Source organism: Ferrimonas sp. YIN67, assembly GCF_057219095.1.
This window is the reverse complement of the sequence record NZ_JBXVVJ010000001.1, coordinates 596,497-617,698: the sequence shown is the minus strand read 5'-3', so window position 1 is coordinate 617,698 and position 21,202 is coordinate 596,497. Positions and strand designations below refer to the sequence as shown.

Sequence of the window (21,202 nt, the reverse complement as noted above, 5' to 3'; positions counted from 1 at the left end):
TGGAGTGGGCGCAGCCCACTTGAGGTGCCCAAGGCAGATCAAGCCGGCTGCAAGGTGAAGCGTCAGCTTTCCCTGACGGTTTACCCAAGAAGCGGCGCCAGCCACTTGCGGGTTTCCTCCACGCTCATGCCGGTGCGCTGGGCGTAGTCTTCCACCTGATCCTGCTCGATGTCCGTCACCCCAAAATAACGCGACTCGGGGTGGGCGAAGTACCAGCCTGAGACGGCGGCGGTGGGGTACATGGCGAAGTTCTCGGTGATGTTCAAACCTATGTTCTCGGTCGGCTTGAGCAGATCCCACAGCAGGCCCTTCTCGGTGTGATCCGGACAGGCGGGGTAGCCCGGTGCCGGACGTATGCCCTTGTACTTCTCACGAATGAGCGCCTCGTTATCCAGTTGCTCATCGGCCGCATAGCCCCAGAACTCCTTGCGCACCCGCTCGTGCATCCGCTCGGCAAACGCCTCGGCCAGACGATCGGCCAGGGCCTTGAGCATGATGGCGCTGTAGTCGTCGCCATCGGCCTCGAAGCGCTCGATGTGCGCATCGATGCCGATCCCGGCGGTCACCGCGAAGGCGCCCATGTAGTCGGCCTTGCCGGAGGACTTGGGGGCGACAAAGTCGGACAGGGCGAAGTTGTCGTTGTCGATCCGCTCCACCTGCTGACGCAGCATGTGCAGTTGAGTCAGCTCCTCAGTGCGGGATTCATCGGCGTAAATGGCGATATCATCGTGGTTGTCCAGGGTGTTGGCGGGGAACAGGCCGATCACCGCCCGGGCGGTCAACCACTTCTCGTCAATGATGGATCTCAGCATCGCCTGGGCGTTATCGAACAGCTCCTGGGCCTCGGCCCCCACCGTGGTGTTGTTGAAGATCTGCGGGTATTTGCCCAGCAGGCCCCAGCTGCGGAAAAACGGCGTCCAGTCGATGCGATCCAGCAAGTCGGTCAGCGGGTAGTCGTCAAACACCTGCACGCCCAATTGGTTGGGCACCGCCGGGCGATAGTTGGCCCAGTCGATGGCATTGCGATTGGCACGGGCGATCGAGAGTGGGATCAAGGTCTTGCGCCGCCCCTGCTGTTCCCGCTTCTCTTTGAGGGCGGCGTATTCGTCGTAGTGCTGCTGGATAAAGGCGTCGCGCTCCGGGCTGATCAACTTCGCCACGGTGGGCACGGCGCGGGAGGCATCCGCCACGTACAGGGCGCCGTGCTCGTAGTGCTCGAAGATCTTCACCGCGGTGTGGATCTTCGAGGTGGTGGCACCGCCGATGATGCAGGGGATGGTCAGCCCGGCCTTCTTGAAGGCTTTGACGTTGTGGATCATCTCATCCAGCGAGGGAGTAATGAGACCGGACATGCCGATCACATCCACCTTCTCGGCCTTGGCCACCTCGATGATCTGCTCCACCGTCACCATGACGCCTAAGTCGATCACCTCATAGCCGTTGCACTGCAGCACCACGCCGACGATGTTCTTGCCGATGTCGTGGACGTCGCCTTTGACCGTGGCCATCAGCACCTTGCCGTTGGACTGGCCCACCACCTTTTCCGCTTCGATGTAGGGGTTGAGGTAGGCCACCGCCTTCTTCATCACTCGAGCGGATTTGACCACCTGGGGCAGGAACATCTTACCGGCGCCAAACAGATCGCCGACGATGTTCATGCCGTCCATCAGCGGCCCCTCGATCACCTCCAGCGGCTTGCTGGCGGCCTGACGGGCCTCTTCCGTGTCCTCGTCGATAAACTCGGTGATGCCTTTTACCAAAGCGTGAGCCAGCCGCTCATTGACCGGTAGGCTGCGCCACTCGGCGTCCTTGGGGTCGGCCTGGACCTTGCCGCCACCGCGGTGATCCTCGGCAATTTCGAGCAGACGTTCGGTGCCATCCGGGCGTCGGTTCAGCACCACATCTTCGACCCGTTCGAGCAGATCCTTGGGGATATCGTCGTAGATCGCCATCTGGCCGGCGTTAACGATCCCCATGGTCAGGCCATTTTTAATGGCGTGATAGAGGAACACGGTATGAATGGCTTCGCGCACCGGGTTGTTGCCGCGGAATGAGAACGACACGTTGGACACGCCGCCGGACAGGCGGGCGTGGGGTAGAGTATCGCGGATGGTGCGACACGCCTCGATAAAGTCCACCGCGTAGTTGTCGTGTTCCTCGATGCCGGTGGCGATGGCGAAGATGTTGGGATCGAAGATGATGTCTTCTGGCGGGAAGCCGCACTTTTCGGTCAGCACCTGGTAGGCGCGGGTGCAGATCTCCACCTTGCGGGCGTAGGTGTCGGCCTGGCCCACTTCGTCAAACGCCATCACCACGGCGGCCGCGCCGTAACGGCGAATGAGCTTGCCCTGCTCGATGAAGATCTCCTCGCCCTCTTTCATCGAGATGGAGTTGACCACGCCCTTACCCTGAATGCATTTCAGGCCCGCTTCGATCGCCTCCCACTTGGAGGAGTCGATCATGATCGGCACCTTGGAGATCTCCGGCTCCGAGGCACACAGGTTGAGGAACTTCACCATGGAGGCCTTGGCATCCAGCATCCCCTCATCCATGTTGATGTCGATGATCTGGGCGCCGTTCTCCACCTGCTGGCGGGCCACTTCCAAGGCGGTATCGAAGTCACCCTCTTTGATGAGGCGCAGGAAGCGGGCGGAGCCGGTGACGTTGGTCCGCTCACCGACGTTCAAAAACAGGCTGTCGGCGTCGAAGTTGCACGGCTCCAGGCCGGACAGGCGGGTGGCCACCGGAATGTCCGGGGTGGCGCGGGGTTTGTGGATCTCGACCGCGGCTTTGATGGCGGCGATGTGCTTGGGCGTAGTGCCGCAGCAGCCTCCGACCACGTTGAGCCAGCCATCTTTGGCCCAGGTACCGATGATCGCCGCCATCTCTTGTGGCGTTTCATCGTAGCCGCCAAATTCGTTGGGCAGGCCGGCATTGGGGTGGGCAGAGACGCCGCACTCACAGATCCGGTTGAGCTCGGCCATGTAGGGCACCAGCTCTTTGGGGCCCAGGGCGCAGTTGAGGCCGATGGAGACCGGCTGGATATGGCGCAGTGAGTTGTAGAAGGCTTCGGTGGTCTGGCCGGTCAGGGTCCGGCCGGAGGCGTCGGTGATGGTGCCGGAGATCATCACCGGCCACTGCTGTCCGCGCTCATCAAACACCTGCATGATGGCAAACAACGCCGCCTTGGCGTTGAGGGTATCAAACACCGTTTCTACCAGGATGATGTCGGCGCCGCCATCGAGCAGGGCCTCCACCGACTCGACGTAGGCGTCCTTGAGCTCATCAAAATAGATGTTACGGAAGCCGGGATCGTTCACATCCGGCGAGATGGAGCAGGTGCGGTTGGTGGGCCCAAGAACACCGGCGACATAACGGGGAATGCCGGTCCTGGCAGCCACCTCATCACAGGCGGCGCGGGCCAGCTTGGCGGACTCGAAGTTGATCTCTTTGGACAGCGCCTGCATGTCGTAGTCGGCCATCGCCACCGTGGTGCTGTTGAAGGTGTTGGTTTCGACGATGTCGGCACCGGCTTCAAGATACTCGGTATGGATGGTTTTGATGATCTCGGGCTGGGTCAGGGAGAGCAGATCGTTATTGCCCTTGAGCGGCGATGGCCAGTCGACGAAACGCTCGCCCCGGTAGTCTTCCTCTTCCAGCTTATAGGCCTGGATCATGGTGCCCATGGCGCCGTCGAGGATCAGAATGCGCTGTGCCAGCGCGTCGATCACGGCTTGCTTGACGGGGTGTGCTTGTGGGATTGAGTGAGGGGTCGACATACTGCCACTTCCTTAATTCTTGTACGTGCTTTGATGCGTCTGACGTCGGCCGAGCCGTGGTGCACCAAATGGCCTTTTATCCGTATGGACGTCCATTTAACCAAAGCTGAGTGCCGTTGACCAGTTTCCAATGGTCTGAGGATGGAATAACTTAGTAAGCCAAAGTGATGGGTGAATGTCTCGGCTGGTATTCATCGCTCAGATCCGTCTTGCGGGCTCGTGAACCTAGTGAAATAAGGCTTATTAAACATGGTGTTGGCAATATCCAGGCGAAGTGTTCGGACCACCTTGCTGTTAGTGGGGGGGATCTTATTCGGAGTGGTGCTGACGTTGTTTGTTGCGGCAGTGCTATGGCTGGAGCACAAAACGGACCTGGCAGTCTGGCATCAGCATCGGTTGCACGGTGAATTTACCTATCGTCAGCCCCTTGAGAATTTTCATGCCTACATGGGGTTGGAGCAAGGCCTGTCCCGGCAGTTGCAGGCACTGGAGCTGGCGTCCATTCGCGACAAAACGGATCCGCTCAATCGATACCAGGCCAACAGCCGGGCAGATCCTAAGCGTTGGCCAGTCAATTGGAATGTGAGCTACGAATGGCCCAATGCCGATGCGGAGTTCTCTCTGCTCCTGCTCCATGGCATGTCGGACTCCCCCTATTCCTTGTCTCACTTTGCGTCCCATTTTCAACCGCGTGCCCATGTACTGGGATTACGCCTGCCGGGCCATGGCACCTTGCCATCGGCGCTGGTGGAGCTCGATTGGCGGGATCTCAGCAGCGCCGTGGCTTTGGCGATGTACCATCTTAAGCAGCAGGCGCCCGAGCGCCCTCTGGTGGTGATAGGGTACTCCACTGGTGCACCGCTGGCGCTGCAGCATGAGTTGGCGCGGTTGGCACAGGGCAAAGTGCCCCACGCGGATGCCATGGTGTTTGTCTCGCCAGCACTGGGGATCAGTCCTGCCGCAGCCGGTGCCCGCTGGCAGGCCCGCATAGGGAGGCTGCTGGGGCTCGATAAGCTGGCCTGGGAGAGCGTGCTGCCGGAATATCACCCTTTCAAATATAACTCCTTTGCGGTTAATGCCGGGGACGTGGTGTATCGTCTGCTGCAGAGCAATCGAGAGTTATGGCGAAGTTTGCCCGAGCGGCACCGGGAGCAGTTGCCCCCCATCCTGACGTTTCAGTCTCTGACCGATGCCACGGTGGATCCGGGTTCGGTTTTGGAGCTTCATCTTAATCTGCGTCAGCGTGATGACGATGAGTTGGTCCTGTTCGATCTGAACCGTCAGTGGGCGACCCATAGCCTGCTGTTGCAGGATCCCCTGGATAAGCTCGAGGGCTATGGGGTGTCGCAATCGGTTACTCTGATTGAGAACCAGCGCTTGGCGACAGGGGGATACGATGCCGGGGTGCAGGCAAGACTTTGGCCGGATGGCCAGGCGGAGCCCTTGGATCTGGCCTGGCCGGTCTCGGTGCACTCCCTGTCCCACATTGCGCTGCCATTTCCTGCGGACGATACCCTGCTGGGGGCCGGGGAGATCCTGGGCGATCACATCCAACTGGGCAACACCGCAGTTCGAGGCGAGCGGGGGGTCCTGGCACTGTCTCCGAGTCTCCTGCTGCGCCAACAGTGGAACCCTTTCTTTCCCTATCTGCTCGACCGCACCCAGGGGTTTATTGAGTCCCGGCTGCTTACTGTGGTCGCCGAAGGGAGGCGCATTCAGGAAGGGCGGGACCTCGCTTCGTCAGAGCCATAACCTTTTGGTATTCTGGGCTAAATAATAAATGAACCGGATGTTTTACGATGAAAAAGCTGTTGTTCACCGGCGCATGCCTGCTCGCCGGCTCCGCCCTGGCGAGCCCCTACCCTGAGCTCACCCTGAGTAATGAAGCGATAGAGCTGAGGGTGCATCTGCCCGATCTCGAGCTGGGTGCCTATCGGGCGACCCGCTTCGATCACGCCGGACTGGTTCACTCCCTCCGCTACCAGGGGGTGGAGTATTTTGGCCCCTGGCAGGATGGCGAGCCGGATCCCACTGCCCATGGCAGCGTCAATGGCCCGGCCGAGTCCTTCGGTAATCTGGGGCTGGATGAGGGCGAGAGCTTCGTGAAGATCGGGATCGGGGTGATCGCCCAGCCCGAGGAGGATTTTCGTTTCCGTGAGACCTACCCCATCCTCGACCACGGCGACTGGCAGGTGAGTCAGGGTGAGGGTTGGGTGCGCTTCGAGCAGCGGGTGCAGCAACCCCAGTTCGGCGAAAACAGGGGCGGCTTCGGCTACCGCTACCAGAAAACCGTGCGACTGACGACGCAGGGGTTTGTGCTGGAGCGGGTGCTGGAGAATACCGGCCATCGTGATATTGATACCGAGATGTTCAACCACAACTTCTTTGCCATTGATGGCCAGGGCGTGGACAGTGGGTATCGGGTCCAGTTCCCGTTTGCCCCGGCCAAGTCGAAGGCGGAGCGGCGGATCGCCCTAAAGGGACAGACGCTGGAGATCCGTAAGGCGATCAGCAATGAGCAGCGCTTGTTTGTTCCCCTGACCGGTTTTGATGGGGTGCCCGATCACCGTTTTACCGTGCACCATACTGGGCTTAAGCGGGGCATTGAAGTGAGTGGCACTCTGCCCCTGTCCAAGCTGGTGCTCTGGGCCAATGACAGGGCCATATCCCCGGAGAATTTCGTCCATATTCAGGTGCCTGTCGGCGAAACGCTGACATGGAGTAATGAATATCGGGTCTACTGAGTGGGCAATACAGGGGTGAGTGGCCATTGGGTGCACAGGTGAGTGGGGCGGCACGGTCCGACGGCATCGATGGGGATGCTGGGTTGGGGGATCCGGAGGCGTCGTTTCGAGTCCATATGGGAAATCGTCCCGGGCTTACACCTTTTGAGTGGCCTCAAGGGATCCAGCCCCTGCTCGCGGGAGAGATCGCCGATATTAGCCAGGCCTGCGGCAACGGCTGGCGCAAGGTGTTTAATGTGTACGCCAAGCTGCTTTACCAGTTGGATCCCGAACTGTTTTCCTATGCCGGGCAAGCCACTACATGGCAACACTTCCGAGAGGATCACCTGTTGCAAAGCGGCAGTAACACGGCGTTGCTGTTCAGCCCACCGGAGCGTCACTCAAAACGACTGCAGATCCTCATGGGGCGCGGCTATGGCAAAGCCGTGACCCGGTCTCAGGATATTGAACTGCAATGGCACGATGGAGAGTTTGCACTGAGTCTCGAACACCGGCTGATTGTCTGCCCCTACTTTGATTATCGTCAGCTCACCAATATCAAGATCCAGCGCCTGGCGAGACTAATAGGCACTCTGGTGTAGTCGGCATTGTCCGCACTAAAGGCGCACAACATGTTGATATGTTGATTTATTTTTCGCCATATTGGGGACTGCTCTGGTACTCTTCCTGGGTGCCGAGCCCGTTCCATGCCTGCCATGGAGCAGCTTTTTATTAGAACAAGAAGAGTCGCGTTATGATTAGGTTTTCATCGATAGCGGTCAGCGCTTGCCTGGTGGCGGGTGCGCCGTTGCTGGCTTGCGCCGAGACCAAGTTTCCAGCCACCACCCTGAAGAATGCCCGGATTGAGATGGGGATCCATCTGCCGGATCTCAAACAGGGGGCCTATCGGGCGACCCGGTTCGATCATGCCGGGTTGATCCACTCGCTGCGCTTCAACGACCTCGAATATTTTGGTCCCTGGCTAAAAGGGGAGCACAACCCGTACAGCCATGAAGCGGTCAATGGCCCGGTGGACTCCTTTGATCCTATCGGGTACGACACGGGTGATGACTACTTTGTCCGCATCGGCGTCGGTGTATTGGAGAAGCCTTTTGGGGAAGAGGGCTTCCGTTGGGATCACACCTATAAGGTGGTGGATTTCGGTGATTGGACATGGCAGCAGGCGGAGGATCACATCACCTTTACCCAGGTGATGGAGGGGCCGGATGGCTGGTCCTGGACCTATCAAAAGACGGTTCGTCTGACAGAGCAGGGGTTCCTTCTGGAGTATCAGTTGGACAATACCGGTACCCGCACCCTAGATACCAAGAGTTACAACCACAACTTCCTGGTGTTCGGGGATCACCCCATCGATGAACAGTATCAGATCTCCGTGCCCTACAAATTGGCTGCGTCGGCGACCCTGCATGGCGAGCCGCAGACGCTGGATCCCCGGGTACGTCTGGACGGTGGCACCCTGGCATTGACCGAGGCGATTGGCGATGAAGATGAAACTCGCCTGATGCTTGAGGTCGATGGCTCAGAAGTCGTGTCCGACCACCAGATCAACGTGCGCCATCTTGGCTCGAACCGTGGGATCACGTACCGCATGGACCGGCCGCTGGAGCGCCTGGTGGTATGGGCCAACGATCGGGCCATCTCGCCGGAGAATTTCATCTCATTGAGCGTTCCGGCAGGCCAGTCGTTGAGCTGGAATGCCGAGTATCGGGTCTATTAAGACTCTGAACACAGATGTTTCGCTCGACAGGCTTGGTTAGGGACCCCGTCATTTGGCTTGATTCAGAAGCGAAACTTGAACACTGTGTGACTTAAGGTTTTGGCAGACGTTGCGGTGCTATCAGGCCGCAACGCAAAGTAAATAAAGGACTATTTATGCTGTTAACCGCAAGACAAACACCTTTTCATCTGCTCCTGATCGCCAGCCTGGGCCTGGCGGCCTGTGGGGGTGGCTCAGGCTCGGGTTCGACCCTAGGTCCTACGGGGCCTTCCACAGGCCCTTCGGAGCCAACCTGGGTCCAGGGAGAGTTTACCGATTATGCGGCGCTTGCCGAGCAGTGCGCCGCCGATGGTTCGGGCTCCGCATTAACGGAAAAGTTGTGGATGCGTTCCTGGAGCAATGACACTTACCTCTGGTATGACGAGATCATCGATAGGGATCCCGCCCCCTATACCCTTGCCCAGTACTTCGATCTCCTGGTGACCGAGAACCTGTCCGCCAGCGGTAATCGAAAAGATAACTTTCACTTTTCGATGCCATCGGATGAGTGGGAGCAGCTCACTCAGTCCGGGGCCTCCTTCGGCTATGGCCTGAACATCAGCATTCAACAAGGGCTGGGCGTGACGCGACAGGTGACTGTGACCTACAGCGAGCCGGACTCGCCCGCCAGCGATGCCTTCATTGGCCGTGGCGCGATCCTCGTGAGCATTGATGGCGTTAACGTCGCAAATGCCAATGATCAGGCCAGTATCGATATCCTCAATAGGGGCCTGTTCCCGACGAGCAGCGGCAAGCTGACCCGCTTCGAAGTGCTGGATCTCGGCGCGCAAGCAGCGCGCACCGTGACACTGAGCGCGACCAGTGTCGTTTCGACGCCGGTGCAGAATACCCGTGCGCTTTCTACGGCAACGGGGAAAGTGGGTTACCTGCAGTTTAACTCCCATATCGCCACCGCCGAGCGTGGTTTGTTCGATGCAATCAACCAGTTAAAAGCTGAAGATATCGAGGATCTGGTGATCGATCTGCGCTACAACGGCGGAGGATTGCTGGCGATGGCCAGTCAACTGGCTTACATGGTGGCGGGCCCGGAGACAACACAGGATAAAACCTTTGAACTGACCCAGTTCAATGATAAGTATCCAACGACCGATCCTGTGACTCAGCGACCCATTCTCCCCATGCCCTTTATTCCGGAAACCCTGGGGTTTAATCAGGGGTTGCTTACGGATGGCCTGGCATTGCCAACCTTGGGGCTCAAACGGGTATTTGTGTTGACCTCCCCGGGGACCTGCTCGGCCAGTGAGGCCTTGATCAATGGCTTGCGCGGCGTGGATGTTGAGGTGATCCAGATAGGTGGAACCACCTGTGGCAAGCCCTATGGCTTCTATCCGACCCCCAACTGTGACATCACCTATTTCACGATTCAGTTTAAGGGCGTGAACGACAAAGGCTTTGGCGAGTACTCCGATGGCTTTAGCCCTTCCTCCAACCCCACGCTCGACAGCGAGGTTCCAGGCTGTCTGATCAGTGATGATTTGACGCACGCCCTTGGCGATCCCGACGAAGCGCTACTCAGTGCCGCGCTCCATTACCGCGACAACGATCAGTGCCCCGCCGCAACGGCGTCAGCGGTATCGAGTGTGCCAATGCGGCCCTTTATTGATCCAGGGTTTATGCTGCACGACACACGTGATCAGGCCCTTTGGCAAACGAACCGAATACTGATGCCAACCGGCGGGGAGGAGTGATGCTTCAAAGGAGATGTTTGCTCCTCCTTGCCGCATCGATGATGACGCTTTTAGGCTGCAGCAATGAACTGGCGGATCACGGCCAGCCTGCTGCAGCGGTGCCCTCGCCGGAGGGGCTCGCCGCACACGGGGCGCTGCTTATCGCCCCCAGCGACGTCACGCACCGGGAGCTTGAAGGGGCGGCGGCCCGGCTGCTCGGTATAGAGCGGGTAAGGTTGGCGGCCGATGTGCTGCTGACGACCAGCATCATTACCTTAGAACGGCCGCCGTTTAAGGATGATCAGGGACGGCTGATCATGGGGCGTAGCACTGAAAGCCCGGAGAATCTGCAGTTGCGCAGATCGGGTGAGGTTTGCGTGCTCTTTCACTTCGAGTCCGGTCAGCAGATCGCCCTGCATCACGCCCGGTGTCGCCTGGAGTGAGCCGGACGGCTCGGGTTTCACCTTTGTGTCGCCGCTGGCCTGAGTCCATCTGGAGCCGTTTTGATGTCGGTGAGGGCCCTGCCTCTCATTGCGTCGAGTGCAGGCAGTATTGTCCATGGAGTGAGGTGATCGCAGCCGATCAAAAGTAGGGTTTCATCGCCTCGAAATAGATGCAGCGGGCTGCCTGGCAGGCGGCCCGTTTTTCCAGCTTGGGATGCTCTTTGAGGACCACCTGGAGTGCCGCATGGTTGCAGGAGGTGCCCGGTACCTCCCAACAGGGAGCGTTCTGCTCGCTTTGCCGCATGCGACACTGGGTTTCCTTACATCCCAGGTATTGGTAACACTTTTCCATAGCGCCCCCTCGAACTCACTCGTCCGTCATCCTCTCTTTGGTCGATTCTGTCATCCCAGATGAACCCCTGTCTACCGGTTCTGCGCAAGGATGAAGGGCGCTGACGCCGGTGTGGTCTTGTGTTTTTTGGTGAGGCCGGTGTCAGAGAGTTATAGCGTATCGTACAGGACCAACTGGGAGGGTGGCTCTTATTCTGTCAGAGTGAGGCGGTATGGAAACGATCGCCTCATACCGATGCTTACTCCCACTGGCCGGACTGGGGCAAAAACCGGCCGTTCGGTTGGAGAAAAATGCTTGCCGTAGGTTAGGTTAGCGAGCGCTCTTTTCGCGTAACCTGACATTGATAGCTCGGATCGGACCGATGATCTCGTGCCAATAGCGATGCCGCTATGTCAGATTACGGCGGATCAACCCTTTTCGTTTTGGCCACTTTGGTGCGCGCCTAATCTAACCTACGTCTGGGTAATGCGTACAGGTGCTCAATGACTGCTCCTGGGCGACAGGAACCAATGGCTCCCGCCGCCCGAGTAGGGATCTTTTCTCCTCGCCGACGTCAGGTGCCAGAGGCTATTCGTTTGATCGGAATCCAAAAGCGCCCGGCAGAGATCCTCTACCGGGCGCTTGGGAGACGTCAGGTCGCTGGCGTGATCAGCGTGCCGAGTCGATGAGGTTCAAGGGGTCAGGAGGTTCAAGGGGTCAGAGTCATTGAAATCCCCAGTGACTTCTTTGTGGCGAAACCAGTCCTCTACGTAGGGGGCTTAGCGAAGCGTAAGCCAACGTTGCCTGTGCCGATATCGCGTATTTCGGTAGGGGTGGTTCAAGGGGTCAGAGTCATTGAAATCCCCAGTGACTCCTTTGTGGCGAAACCAGTCCTCTACGTAGGGGGCTTAGCGAAGCGTAAGCCAACGTTGCCTGTGCCGATATCGCGTATTTCGGTAGGCGACGATCCTATTTGGTGAGGCCGGTAGGTTACGCCGCTGCGCGGCTAACCAACCCTACGAAGCTAGACATCTGATAGTTGCCCGGTATGGGGCGAAACCAGCCTCCTAAACCCGATGCCCCACCGGCTTCTTCGCCGACTTCGAGGACGATGCCAGCACTGGCGTAGCGAATTGCAAGGAGACACTGAAGGAAGCGATTTCGACAGGTTTGGTGTCACGCATCGCCGCAGTGAAGGCAAAGGGGGTTGTTGGGGGGGCGAAGCCCCACTCTCTTCAACGAGCTAAGCTGCCGTCGCCGGCGCGACAACCCAAGTTGGTGAACCGCAAAAGCTCCACGGCGTCAGCCGTCCACCACATAGTGAGTGATGGCCCCTTTGTGGCGACAGGAACCAATGGCTCCCGCCGCCCGAGTAGGGATCTTTTCTCCTCGCCGACGTCAGGTGCCAGAGGCTATTCGTTTGATCGGAAGATCCAAAAGCGCCCGGCAGAGATCCTCTACCGGGCGCTTGGGAGACGTCAGGACGCTGGCGTGATCAGCGTGCCGAGTCGATGATGACGTCGGTGATCTCGCCGATCTGACCGGGCTGGATCAACGGGAAGTTAATCGTCTTGCCGGATCTCTGGATCGCCTGAACGTTGTACTGCAACTGGGTGAAGTGATCGCCCCACTGGTAGCGCATCAGGGTCTCACCGCTTTGCAGGTGGGTGTTGACGCTGTATTCGGTGGCGTAGCCCGCCATCACGCCGTTGATCGGCATGTTCGGTGCATCCTGAGGGATCTTGAAGGTCACCGAGTCCAGCTTCAGCATGCCGTTGATCACGCTGCTGGGCTCCTGCAGGTGGCCGGAGAAGTAGGTGGCGTGGATAAAGCGATCTTCCGGGTTGGTGTTACCGCCGGTGCCCAGGTTGGTTTGGGAGAACTGACTCTCCTGCTCACCCCAGCCTCGTTTGGAGCGCTGGACGTTGGCCAGGTGTTGATCATAGCCAGGCTGGTTGGTCATGACGGTATACTGCGGGCCATGCCAGATCTGGGCGCCGTCTTGCTTGAACTCGATAATGGCGGAGTCGCCGCTGCGATCCTGGAAGCTGATGTGCACGGCGATGCGGATCGGCACGCCGGGCAGGAATTCGGTGGTGGCCGGGGTCTTTTCGATGTAGCGAACCGCCTGCTCGACCGAATCAAACTGGGACAGGATATGGCGCAGATAGCTGACGGCGCCCACATCCTTGGCGCCGGTGGGATCCGGGGTATCCATGCCGCGATCGTACAGGACATTACCGCTGAGGCCGGCGCTGTTGATGGCGTCGGTGATCTGGCCATAGGTGGTCAACCCGGTGACGTCGTACTTGGAGACGACCTGGTTATCACGCTCCAGGTGAGTCAGGTATTGGCTGTTTTTCGGGTAGTTAACCAGGTGCGGGTTGGTGGCTTCGGACCAGTCCATGGTTCGGGCGACGAAGGTGCCCTGGGTGTCGGTGTTCCAGAGCACTCGGCTGCAGGCCTCGGCGTCGGCGATGGTGCCGAGGGTCAGGGCGGCGACGATGGCGGTGCTTAACAGTTTTCTACTCATTTCTTGTGGCCTAGCTGCGTCAGGAAGTGCGCATCATCATGCCACTACAGTCAGCATCATAAAAAAACCAAATGCGGGGTAAAATCCATCGTTAAAAGCGGTGTCAATGCCAGTCGGATCCCGCTGAGACAAAGTGCTGCTGGGCGATCTCCTTGATCAGCCGGATGGCCGGATGCTGCTCAAGTTTCATGGGGCAAAACAGGGTGACGCCAAAGGTGAAATAGCCGGACAGCTCTTTGGGCTGGAGTTCAAACAGCTGCTGCTGCGCCACCAGGGGCTGGGCCAGATCCGTGTTCATGATGGCCCAGCCGTCGTGCTTGACCAGTTCAAGCAGCAGATCATTATTGCTGACGATGTGGCACTGTTGGGAGACCGAATAGGTGTCTGGCAGGGTGTCGAAGTGGTTCTCGCTCAGATACTGCTTTTCCAGCTTGAGATCTTCCAGCGACAGGTTGTTCAGGTGCCTCAGTGGGCTCTTGCGACCGGCGTAGAGCCCCAGCTTGCCGTAACCCAGGGTGAAGAAGCTAATGGCGTTTTGGGATGAGTGCAGGTTGCGGTGCTGCATCAGGGCAATGGCGTTCCCCGTCTGCTCGATCCGGGAAAAGGCCTCATCCCGGTTGCGATGCAGCCAGCGGATCTTGAGCTCGGGGCACTGCCGGGCGAGGGCGTGCTCCAGCTTGACGGCCAATTTCGAGGGCAACGAGATATCGTGGTAGATCTCCAGGGACAGTAACGCCTCATGAGCCAGGGTGCTGAGGGTGGTATCGAGCTTGCTGGTGCTGGTGACAAGGCGCTTGGCACTCTGATAGATGTGCTCGGCTTCCGGGGTGGGGACCGCCCGCTTACCTAGGATATCGAACAGGGCAATGCCATAGAGCTCTTCGATGGCCTTGATCTGCTCCCGCACTGTGGTCCTGTCTTTGCCCAGTTGTTTCGCGGCGCCGCTGTAGCTCTGGGCCTCGTAGGCCGTGCAGAAGGCGAGGAGGTGTTCATAGGAAAACATGGTGGTGATCCGGAGTTATGTTGGGTTGTGCCCATCATAACCGAGAATAATGGCCGTAACTTGTCGGTTGTTCGTTTTGTTTCTGTGGCGGAGTGCACAATAGAGCCGTTTGCGGCCGAAGGCGAGGGCGAGATGGGCTATTGCCAGCTACCAGGGCTCGTTAATCTCATGCTGACGGCGTCAGCGGGAGGGTGATGCGGCCGGTGGGAGCCAGGGTGGCACGCAGGGCTAGGTAGAGGGTGGTTGTTACCGAAGCGCTGAGCATGACGAAGATGGCAACCATGATCACCAGTTGGTACTTGATGGCGATCATGGGATCACTGCCACCGAGGATCTGGCCGGTCATCATGCCCGGCAGGGTCACCAGGCCGGTGGCGCTCATGGTGGCCAGAATAGGGGCCTGGGCCTGCTGCAGCGCGCTTTGGACAAAGGGGTGGGCCGCCTGGGCCGGGGTGGTGCCCAGGGCCAGTGCGCCTTCGTATTGAGCCCTTTGTTCCGTTAACGCGCCGTAGAGGCGCTGCAGGGCGATGATATTGCCGCTGAGGCTGTTGCCCAGCAGCATGCCGGCCAGGGGGATCAGGTATTGGGCGCTGTAGAGCGGGGCCGGGCGCAGCAGGCCAAGCAGCAAGAGGGCCAGAACCGGTAACAGGCTAAGCAGCAGTCCGCCGAGCACCGGCAGGAATAGGGCGCGGTGCTTGAGCCTGGCGTTGGTCAGGATGGCACTGGCGCCCACCAGCGTCATGACACCCAGCCAGGCCAGGTTGAGCAGGGCACTGTCGAGGGTAAAGAGGAACTGGAGGTAGAGACCGACCAAGAGCAGTTGCAGGGTCATTCGGCCCACGGCCATCAGGGTATCAAGGCCCTGTCCCAGCCGGTAGTGCCGGTTGATCCCCAACGGCACCAGCAGGATGAGCATAAAGGTGGCCAGTTGCCACCAGGCGATATCGATGATGGATTGCACGGCGAGTCACTGTCAGGATCCGGTAGGGTTTCATTATACCCGGGTTCATCGTCGGAGCGATCCGCCGACGGTACTGGTATCCAGGATTAAGTTGTTGCACTGTATAGCCAATTTTAAGTCGGTGGAGTGACTCGATGGACCAGCGTGATGCGGGGAAGCATAAGGCGCGTCAGCAAAAGCTGAAGGAGACCGTGGATGCCAGGGTGGCGGCGGCGACGGATGAGCGCGGTGTGCTGCTGATCTTGACCGGCAATGGTAAGGGCAAATCCACGGCGGGCTATGGCACAGTGTTACGCGCCGTGGGTCATGGCCTGCGCTGCAGTGTCGGCCAGTTTATCAAGGGTCAGTGGGCGTGCGGCGAACGCAATGTGCTGGAGCAGTTGGGCGTGCCGTTCCATGTGATGGGTACCGGATTTACCTGGAATACCCAGGATCGACAGGGCGATATCGATGCGGCCGAGGCGGTGTGGCAGGCGGTGAGGAAGGATCTGGCCAACCCAGAGATCGATCTGGTGTTGCTGGATGAGCTGACCTACATGTTGGCCTACCACTACCTGGATGTGTCCATGGTCTGTGACGCCATTGCCGGGCGTCCGGCGCACCAGCATGTGGTGGTGACCGGGCGGGCCTGCCACCGTCGTTTGCTCGAGATGGCCGATACCGTGTCGGAGATCGCACCGGTGAAGCACGCCTTTGACGCCGGGATCAAGGCGCAGAAGGGACTGGATTGGTAGCCCAGGGCTAAAGATCTTTCGATGGGATCTCTGTAAGCTTGCGACGTATGAATTTGGAATTTCGTTTTTTTGAACTCGATTACCTGATCTGGTCACAGTGGGGCGATCTGACGGCGGCCTCGCAAAGCAACGAGCTGACCTTCCTTCAGTACAAGCTGTTACGAAGCCTGGAACAGGAAGGGGATCAGAGCGCCTCAAGGCTGTCGGCTCGCTTCGAGCTGTCGGGAGAGGCGATCAACCGGCTGCTGGAGCAGTTGTTGGCCCAAGAGTTGATTCACTATCAAGGCCGTGAGGCGAGCCTGTCGGCCAAGGCGCAGCGCTGGTTGCGTCAGGATGCCGTGATCTATCGACAGATCTTAAGAGAGCTGGCCGGTCGGTTGGATCAGAATGAGCAGCGCCAGTTGTCGGTGCTGCTTAAGAAGATGACCCGGTCGAGCTAGGCGCCTCCGTAATCCCCCTGAGCTACTCAGCGTACACGGCTTTGACTTTAGTTAGCCTGGCTAATAAAGTTGCTGCCATGAATGTTGATCAGTCATTAATGGCGCTGGAGCGCTACATCACGAGGCGCTGGCGTGAGGTACCCGACAATGCCGGCATGTCCCTGAGTTATGCCGAGTACGATTACCTGCAGACCCTTGAGGAGACTGGAGCCACACGCCTGTCAGACTTGGCGTTGTTGTTGCGGGTGAGCAAGCCGACGGTGAGTAATATGGTGGCTCGGCTGCAGCGCAAGGGGCTGTTAATTCGTCAAGCCTGCCCGCTGGATGGGCGTGCCTACCTGCTTTCTCTTAGCGAGCAGGGTCATGCGTTGCTGGCGGAGGACAGGATCATCTTCGGTCGGTTTGTCGATCAGCTCCTAACCGGCTTGTCTGGATCGGAGCAAGCGCAGTTGCAGGCGCTGCTGGCCCGTATGGTCAGCCAGGGGCAGAAGTTGCCCTAGGTGGTGTGCCGCCTTTTTATTGTTTCAACTAGTTAGTGTTTCTAACCTTTTGGGGTTCTATGTCGGTTCAAACAGGCAGTGTCAGTCGCCAATTTTGGCGTTACGTTTTACCCACGGTGGGAGCCATGTTGGTCAGTGGCCTGTACCAGGTGATTGACGGGATCTTCATCGGACGATACGTGGGGGCCGATGGCCTGGCGGGGATCAACCTGGCCTGGCCTGTGATCGGTACCTTCTACGGCCTGGGAATGATGATCGGGGTGGGCAGTGGCGCCATCAGCTCCCTGAGTCGAGGGGAGGGGAGGCCCACCCTGGCACGCCAGGCCCTGGGCAATGGGTTAAGCCTGGTGGTGATGATCGGCCTGATCGCGACCGCAGTGCTGGTGTGCAGTGGCGATCAGCTACTGAGGTTGCAGGATGCTCAAGGGGAAGCGCTGCGTCATGCCTCGGACTATCTGCAGATCTTCATGTTGGTGGTGCCGGTGGCCATGGGGAGCATGGCCTTGCCGTTTATGGTGCGCAATGACGAGTCGCCCAACAAGGCGACTCTGCTGATCGCCGCAGGTGCGGTGGCAAACGTGTTGCTGGATGCTTTGCTGGTCGCCTACCTGGGCTGGGAGCTGCTGGGGGCAGCCGTGGCCACGGCACTGGCGCAAAGCCTGGTGGTGGTACTGGGGCTGGCCCACTTTTTTTCAAAGCAGGCCCGGACTCGCTTGGCCTGGCCGGATCTGCGTCCCCAAGGGGCGCTGAGTCTGCGTACTTGTGGCCTGGGCCTGTCTAGCCTGCTGATGTATGCCTATTTCAGTTTTATCGTTGCCATACATAACTATTTGTTTATGAAACATGGTGATGCGGTATTAGTGGGCGCCTTTGCCATTGTCGGGTATACCGCGACCCTCTATTACCTGTTTGCCGAAGGGGTCGCGGCAGGTACCCAGCCACTGATCAGCTATCATTTCGGCGCCCGTGAGATCGAACGGATGAAGCAGTTTGTGCGCTGGATGCTTTGGGTGGCGATGGGCTCGGGGGTGTTGGCGGTCGTTGGGATCAACCTCTTGATTGAGCCGATTATCCTGATCTACAACAGTGAGGATCCGGCACTGTTTGAGGCCACTCGACTCGGGATGCGCTTGCACCTAGCCTTGCTGTTTCTCGACGGGTTGATCTTCGCCGTTGGTGTGTTTTTCCAGAGCCTGGGAATGGGTCGCAAGGCGACCTTTGTCACCATGGCCAATATGTTGATCCAGCTACCTTTTCTCTGGCTGATGCCCAAACTGATGGGCGTGAGTGGGATCTGGCTGGCGGTTCCCCTGTCCAACGCGGCCCTCTCTTTGATTGTCGGCGGGATGTTGTGGCGGGAATGGCGGGCGCTGAACGCCCTGTAAGTTCTGCATCAGCGGGCCTGGAGGCCCGCCTTGGGGGATTGCCTCAGACTTCCTGATAGGCGGACAGTTGCTGTTGCAGGCGGGCGACTTCCGCCTTGAGGATGCGATTTTCCTGCTCGAGCTCCAACAGCCGGACCTTGTCGTCGGCGACCACGTCGGCGGTGGTCACGATCTCGACGTCACCGCTGAACAGGTGGGCATAGCGACTCTCTCGCTTGCCGGCTTCCCGAGGTAACTGTATTACATAGCCTTTTTCCGCCATCTGCTTAAGGACGGCTTCGGTTTCGCTAACCTCTTTGAAGTCGCACAGACGGTTGGTCCGGGAGCGCAGCTCTCCCGGTGTCTGGGGGCCGCGCAGCAGCAGGACGCAGATGATCCCGCGCTCCTGTGGACTCAGTTGCAGACCGCCGAAGGGGGTGTTGCAAAACCTGTGCTTGTACTTACTGGCCCGGCTTCCTCCCTCTTCATGAACCAGACGCTTGTCGCGCAGTTGGTTGAGGGTGTGTTGAACTTCGCCGTCGGACAGGGAAAGCACGGGATCCCGATTGCTTTTCTGGTTGCAGGCGCTTTTGAGGGCATTGAGGGTAAGGGGGTAGAGATCCGGTGTGGTGGTTTCTTTTTCCAACAGGCAACCGATGATCCGGGCTTCGTTCAGGCTGAGATCCAATTCCATAGTGCGACTCCAACGATAAGGATGCGACGGGCTAGGATCAGTATTTACTGTCCGGGGGCGGTGCGGCAAGTCCTGGTGGTGTGTTCGCGCAAGCTTTGTGCAGTGTCAGTTCTGTTGGATCTTGCAGTAGCCGTGTGGCGAAAGGGTGTCGACGTTGACCGAGATGCTGGCCAGGGGCGGCAGGTGGGCGATCAGGCAGTCAAGCAGCGCCTGACTCAGTGCCTGGCACTGCTCAGGGGAACGGCCCGGGAGGATCTTGGCCTCCAGATGGGCAAAGGGCTGGGCGCTGCCAGCGATCAGGTATTGTCGGCAGGGATAGGCTCGAAGCTTTATGTTGGCCGGGTCAAACAGGCCGGTTTGGCTGGCACTTTTATAAAGCTGTTCAACCAGATCGCCGATGTCGCAAAACCCGTCGAGTTCCTGGGCGTATTCGAGACGAAAATGAGGCATTGGGCTGAGCAATCCTTAAGCTATTCATTGACCCGAATAGGGGCGGAAAAACGAGTGTCAGAACGTGATGAGTTCTTGGAACTACATGATAGTTAAGCATTTTATAAAGTCCACCCCCAAGTTTGCATAAAACCCTAGTTGGCTTCTCGGCGAGGGAAGCGTTTGTTTACTCTGAGGGCTGAGAATGCCAGCGGCAGAACGTGCCACACTTGTGAGCAAGGGGGAGAGTGATGACACTGAGACAATTATCGGTGATATGCGCCGCATCAATGGCTGGGATCCTGGTCCTCAGCTATCTGACCATTCGGGAATGGGTCGTATTGCCCTACGTACAGCAGCAAGTCTTGCTTTCGCAGCGCCATGAACTGAACCGGCTGCAGTATCAGCTCGACAGTCGGAAGGGGGTCTTGGAGGAGTTATCTCGGGAATTGGCCTTGTCTGATGAGCTGTCTGATGCCTTGGCGGCGGGTCTCACTCCGCCAGCGCTGGTCACCGAGATCCCATTTATTGACGGGATCTACCTGTTCAACAGTGCCCTGGAGCTGGTACGTATGGAGCGTCACAGTGGGGTGATGGGAAGTCTGCTGGAGAGTGACGAAGCCTATCGTCGTGCGCGCCTGATGCCCATATTACATCCACAGCAGCCTCGCTCTCGCAGTGGCCTGCTACGTCAGAACGACCAACTGTATCTGTACAGTGCCAGCACTGTCTGTCACCACAATGGTGAGGACTGCGGCTATGGCTATCTGATGCTGGTTCGGCGTTTGCAGCAGGAGTTGGTGGACTACTTGAGTCAGAGCAGTGGTATGGCCCTGTCCCTGCGCCTGGCCAGCTTGGAGGATGGCAAGTTGGCAAAGTTGGATAAATTCGAGCAGATCAGCGAGCCACGCCGCACGCGGTCGGTGCTGTTAATGGATGCCTTGGAGCAGCCCGCTGCGGTGCTGGAGATCCGTCATTTGGCCCAGCCTCCGGAGCGCTTGGGCCGGATCGAATGGCTGGCGATCAGCTTAGTGATGTTGCTTTCCCTGGCCCTTTTGCTGTTACTGTGGAAACTGCTGGTCAGTCCGATGGAGCGTGGGGTGTCGACCATTCGGGCGATGGAGCGGCATCAACAGTTTCGCTCGGTCAACAGTCGAGCCATGTTGCTGGAGTTTCATCAACTGGCCAAGGTTTTTAATGGCCTGATGCGTCGGTTTTCGCTTCAACGGGAGCGCATGGAGGGCTTGGTCCGGACCGATCCCCTGACCGGCCTGGCCAACCGGGTTGCTCTGGAGGCGCTATTGGAGCAGGAGTGGCGGCGCCTCACCCGCTATCATCGGGGCTTAGCTCTGGTTCTGTTGGATGTGGAGCGTTTACAGCACTATAACGAAACTCAGGGCTATGGTCACGGAGATCAATTGTTGATCAAACTGTCCCGGATCCTGCGTGCCGTGACACGACGCGGGGGGGAGTTGGCGGCCCGGCGCAGTAGTGATGAGTTTGCCATGGTACTGACGGAAGTGGATGAAGAACAACTAATGCGCCTGCTTGCCCACCTGCAGGGGAAGTTGGCGGCGATCCCCATGCCGGAAGGCGGACCTGAGATCTTAGCGGTGAATATTGGGGTGGCATTGATCCCAAACGGGAGGGACCCCAAGGAACTTGAGCTTCACCTGACGGATCTGCAGGGTCATGCCGAACACGCCCTGTTTGCTGCGAAGCAGGATCCTAGTCAAAGTTGGCAGGTATGGCAGCCCGAAAGCCGCCATGATCCTGTCGTCCAGTAAAGGACAAAGTGGTAAC

18 protein-coding genes are annotated in these 21,202 nt (G+C 58.7%); 11 read left to right on the top strand and 7 right to left on the bottom strand.

Annotated elements, in window-relative coordinates:
• Positions 1 to 80: 80 nt before the first annotated feature.
• Positions 81 to 3,779 (bottom strand): methionine synthase, encoded by a 3,699-nt coding sequence (gene metH, locus AC2D8U_RS02390; RefSeq protein WP_484617438.1) that lies wholly within the window; start codon positions 3,777 to 3,779, stop codon positions 81 to 83.
• A 318-nt stretch (positions 3,780 to 4,097) separates the two neighbouring features.
• Here metH and AC2D8U_RS02385 point away from each other — a divergent pair, with 318 nt between their 5' ends.
• From AC2D8U_RS02385 to AC2D8U_RS02360, 6 genes are all read left to right on the top strand, one after another.
• Positions 4,098 to 5,531, top strand: coding sequence for an alpha/beta hydrolase (locus AC2D8U_RS02385; protein WP_484617437.1), 1,434 nt, complete (start codon positions 4,098 to 4,100; stop codon positions 5,529 to 5,531).
• Positions 5,532 to 5,578: 47 nt separating this feature from the next.
• A complete protein-coding gene (locus AC2D8U_RS02380) occupies positions 5,579 to 6,523 on the top strand; it encodes a hypothetical protein (protein ID WP_484617436.1) in 945 nt (314 codons plus the stop codon).
• Positions 6,524 to 6,561: 38 nt separating this feature from the next.
• Entirely contained in the window at positions 6,562 to 7,104 is a 543-nt protein-coding gene (locus tag AC2D8U_RS02375) for a DUF6942 family protein (protein ID WP_484617435.1), read from the top strand.
• A 152-nt stretch (positions 7,105 to 7,256) separates the two neighbouring features.
• Positions 7,257 to 8,240, top strand: coding sequence for a hypothetical protein (locus AC2D8U_RS02370; protein WP_484617434.1), 984 nt, complete (start codon positions 7,257 to 7,259; stop codon positions 8,238 to 8,240).
• 155 nt (positions 8,241 to 8,395) lie between these two features.
• Positions 8,396 to 9,988, top strand: a complete 1,593-nt coding sequence (locus AC2D8U_RS02365) for a S41 family peptidase (RefSeq protein ID WP_484617433.1) — start codon at positions 8,396 to 8,398, stop codon at positions 9,986 to 9,988.
• Between the two features lie 17 nt (positions 9,989 to 10,005).
• On the top strand, positions 10,006 to 10,410 hold the full coding sequence (locus AC2D8U_RS02360) for a hypothetical protein (RefSeq protein WP_484617432.1): 405 nt from the start codon (positions 10,006 to 10,008) through the stop codon (positions 10,408 to 10,410).
• Between the two features lie 139 nt (positions 10,411 to 10,549).
• Here AC2D8U_RS02360 and AC2D8U_RS02355 read toward each other — a convergent pair whose 3' ends face one another.
• From AC2D8U_RS02355 to AC2D8U_RS02340, 4 genes are all read right to left on the bottom strand, one after another.
• Positions 10,550 to 10,762: a hypothetical protein gene (locus tag AC2D8U_RS02355; RefSeq protein ID WP_484617431.1), complete on the bottom strand. Its 213-nt coding sequence runs from the start codon at positions 10,760 to 10,762 to the stop codon at positions 10,550 to 10,552.
• A 1,474-nt stretch (positions 10,763 to 12,236) separates the two neighbouring features.
• A complete protein-coding gene (locus AC2D8U_RS02350; protein ID WP_484617430.1) occupies positions 12,237 to 13,274 on the bottom strand; it encodes a linear amide C-N hydrolase in 1,038 nt (345 codons plus the stop codon).
• A gap of 103 nt (positions 13,275 to 13,377) precedes the next feature.
• On the bottom strand, positions 13,378 to 14,277 hold the full coding sequence (locus tag AC2D8U_RS02345) for a LysR family transcriptional regulator (RefSeq protein ID WP_484617429.1): 900 nt from the start codon (positions 14,275 to 14,277) through the stop codon (positions 13,378 to 13,380).
• A 166-nt stretch (positions 14,278 to 14,443) separates the two neighbouring features.
• Entirely contained in the window at positions 14,444 to 15,238 is a 795-nt protein-coding gene (locus tag AC2D8U_RS02340; protein ID WP_484617428.1) for an ABC transporter permease, read from the bottom strand.
• Between the two features lie 134 nt (positions 15,239 to 15,372).
• Here AC2D8U_RS02340 and cobO point away from each other — a divergent pair, with 134 nt between their 5' ends.
• The 4 genes from cobO to AC2D8U_RS02320 all read left to right on the top strand — a co-directional run bounded on the left by cobO (position 15,373) and on the right by AC2D8U_RS02320 (position 18,297).
• Positions 15,373 to 15,972, top strand: a complete 600-nt coding sequence (gene cobO / locus AC2D8U_RS02335; RefSeq protein WP_484617427.1) for a cob(I)yrinic acid a,c-diamide adenosyltransferase — start codon at positions 15,373 to 15,375, stop codon at positions 15,970 to 15,972.
• Positions 15,973 to 16,019: 47 nt separating this feature from the next.
• Complete coding sequence (locus AC2D8U_RS02330) at positions 16,020 to 16,412, top strand: hypothetical protein (RefSeq protein ID WP_484617426.1); 393 nt, start codon at positions 16,020 to 16,022, stop codon at positions 16,410 to 16,412.
• A gap of 77 nt (positions 16,413 to 16,489) precedes the next feature.
• Positions 16,490 to 16,912, top strand: coding sequence for a MarR family winged helix-turn-helix transcriptional regulator (locus AC2D8U_RS02325; RefSeq protein ID WP_484617425.1), 423 nt, complete (start codon positions 16,490 to 16,492; stop codon positions 16,910 to 16,912).
• Between the two features lie 59 nt (positions 16,913 to 16,971).
• Complete coding sequence (locus AC2D8U_RS02320; protein WP_484617424.1) at positions 16,972 to 18,297, top strand: MATE family efflux transporter; 1,326 nt, start codon at positions 16,972 to 16,974, stop codon at positions 18,295 to 18,297.
• Positions 18,298 to 18,340: 43 nt separating this feature from the next.
• Here the strand turns inward: AC2D8U_RS02320 and AC2D8U_RS02315 are convergent, their stop codons facing one another.
• Both AC2D8U_RS02315 and AC2D8U_RS02310 read right to left on the bottom strand, forming a co-directional pair.
• Entirely contained in the window at positions 18,341 to 18,964 is a 624-nt protein-coding gene (locus AC2D8U_RS02315; protein ID WP_484617699.1) for a YceH family protein, read from the bottom strand.
• A 111-nt stretch (positions 18,965 to 19,075) separates the two neighbouring features.
• The gene (locus tag AC2D8U_RS02310; RefSeq protein WP_484617423.1) at positions 19,076 to 19,420 is read right to left on the bottom strand and encodes a 5-carboxymethyl-2-hydroxymuconate Delta-isomerase; all 345 of its coding nucleotides are present in this window, start codon (positions 19,418 to 19,420) and stop codon (positions 19,076 to 19,078) included.
• A gap of 230 nt (positions 19,421 to 19,650) precedes the next feature.
• On the opposite strand from AC2D8U_RS02310, the gene AC2D8U_RS02305 reads away from it, so the two are divergent.
• Positions 19,651 to 21,186, top strand: a complete 1,536-nt coding sequence (locus tag AC2D8U_RS02305) for a GGDEF domain-containing protein (RefSeq protein ID WP_484617422.1) — start codon at positions 19,651 to 19,653, stop codon at positions 21,184 to 21,186.
• The last annotated feature ends 16 nt before the right edge of the window (positions 21,187 to 21,202 follow it).

Bases quoted from the DNA above. Each gene is read 5' to 3' on its own strand.
- cobO (WP_484617427.1), top strand. From the start codon at position 15,373: ATGGACCAGCGTGATGCGGGGAAGCATAAGGCGCGTCAGCAAAAGCTG.
- AC2D8U_RS02320 (WP_484617424.1), top strand. From the start codon at position 16,972: ATGTCGGTTCAAACAGGCAGTGTCAGTCGCCAATTTTGGCGTTACGTT.
- AC2D8U_RS02330 (WP_484617426.1), top strand. From the start codon at position 16,020: ATGAATTTGGAATTTCGTTTTTTTGAACTCGATTACCTGATCTGGTCA.
- AC2D8U_RS02355 (WP_484617431.1), bottom strand. From the start codon at position 10,762: ATGGAAAAGTGTTACCAATACCTGGGATGTAAGGAAACCCAGTGTCGC.
- AC2D8U_RS02350 (WP_484617430.1), bottom strand. From the start codon at position 13,274: ATGAGTAGAAAACTGTTAAGCACCGCCATCGTCGCCGCCCTGACCCTC.
- AC2D8U_RS02365 (WP_484617433.1), top strand. From the start codon at position 8,396: ATGCTGTTAACCGCAAGACAAACACCTTTTCATCTGCTCCTGATCGCC.
- AC2D8U_RS02370 (WP_484617434.1), top strand. From the start codon at position 7,257: ATGATTAGGTTTTCATCGATAGCGGTCAGCGCTTGCCTGGTGGCGGGT.
- AC2D8U_RS02325 (WP_484617425.1), top strand. From the start codon at position 16,490: ATGAATGTTGATCAGTCATTAATGGCGCTGGAGCGCTACATCACGAGG.
- AC2D8U_RS02380 (WP_484617436.1), top strand. From the start codon at position 5,579: ATGAAAAAGCTGTTGTTCACCGGCGCATGCCTGCTCGCCGGCTCCGCC.
- metH (WP_484617438.1), bottom strand. From the start codon at position 3,779: ATGTCGACCCCTCACTCAATCCCACAAGCACACCCCGTCAAGCAAGCC.
- AC2D8U_RS02310 (WP_484617423.1), bottom strand. From the start codon at position 19,420: ATGCCTCATTTTCGTCTCGAATACGCCCAGGAACTCGACGGGTTTTGC.
- AC2D8U_RS02305 (WP_484617422.1), top strand. From the start codon at position 19,651: ATGACACTGAGACAATTATCGGTGATATGCGCCGCATCAATGGCTGGG.
- AC2D8U_RS02345 (WP_484617429.1), bottom strand. From the start codon at position 14,277: ATGTTTTCCTATGAACACCTCCTCGCCTTCTGCACGGCCTACGAGGCC.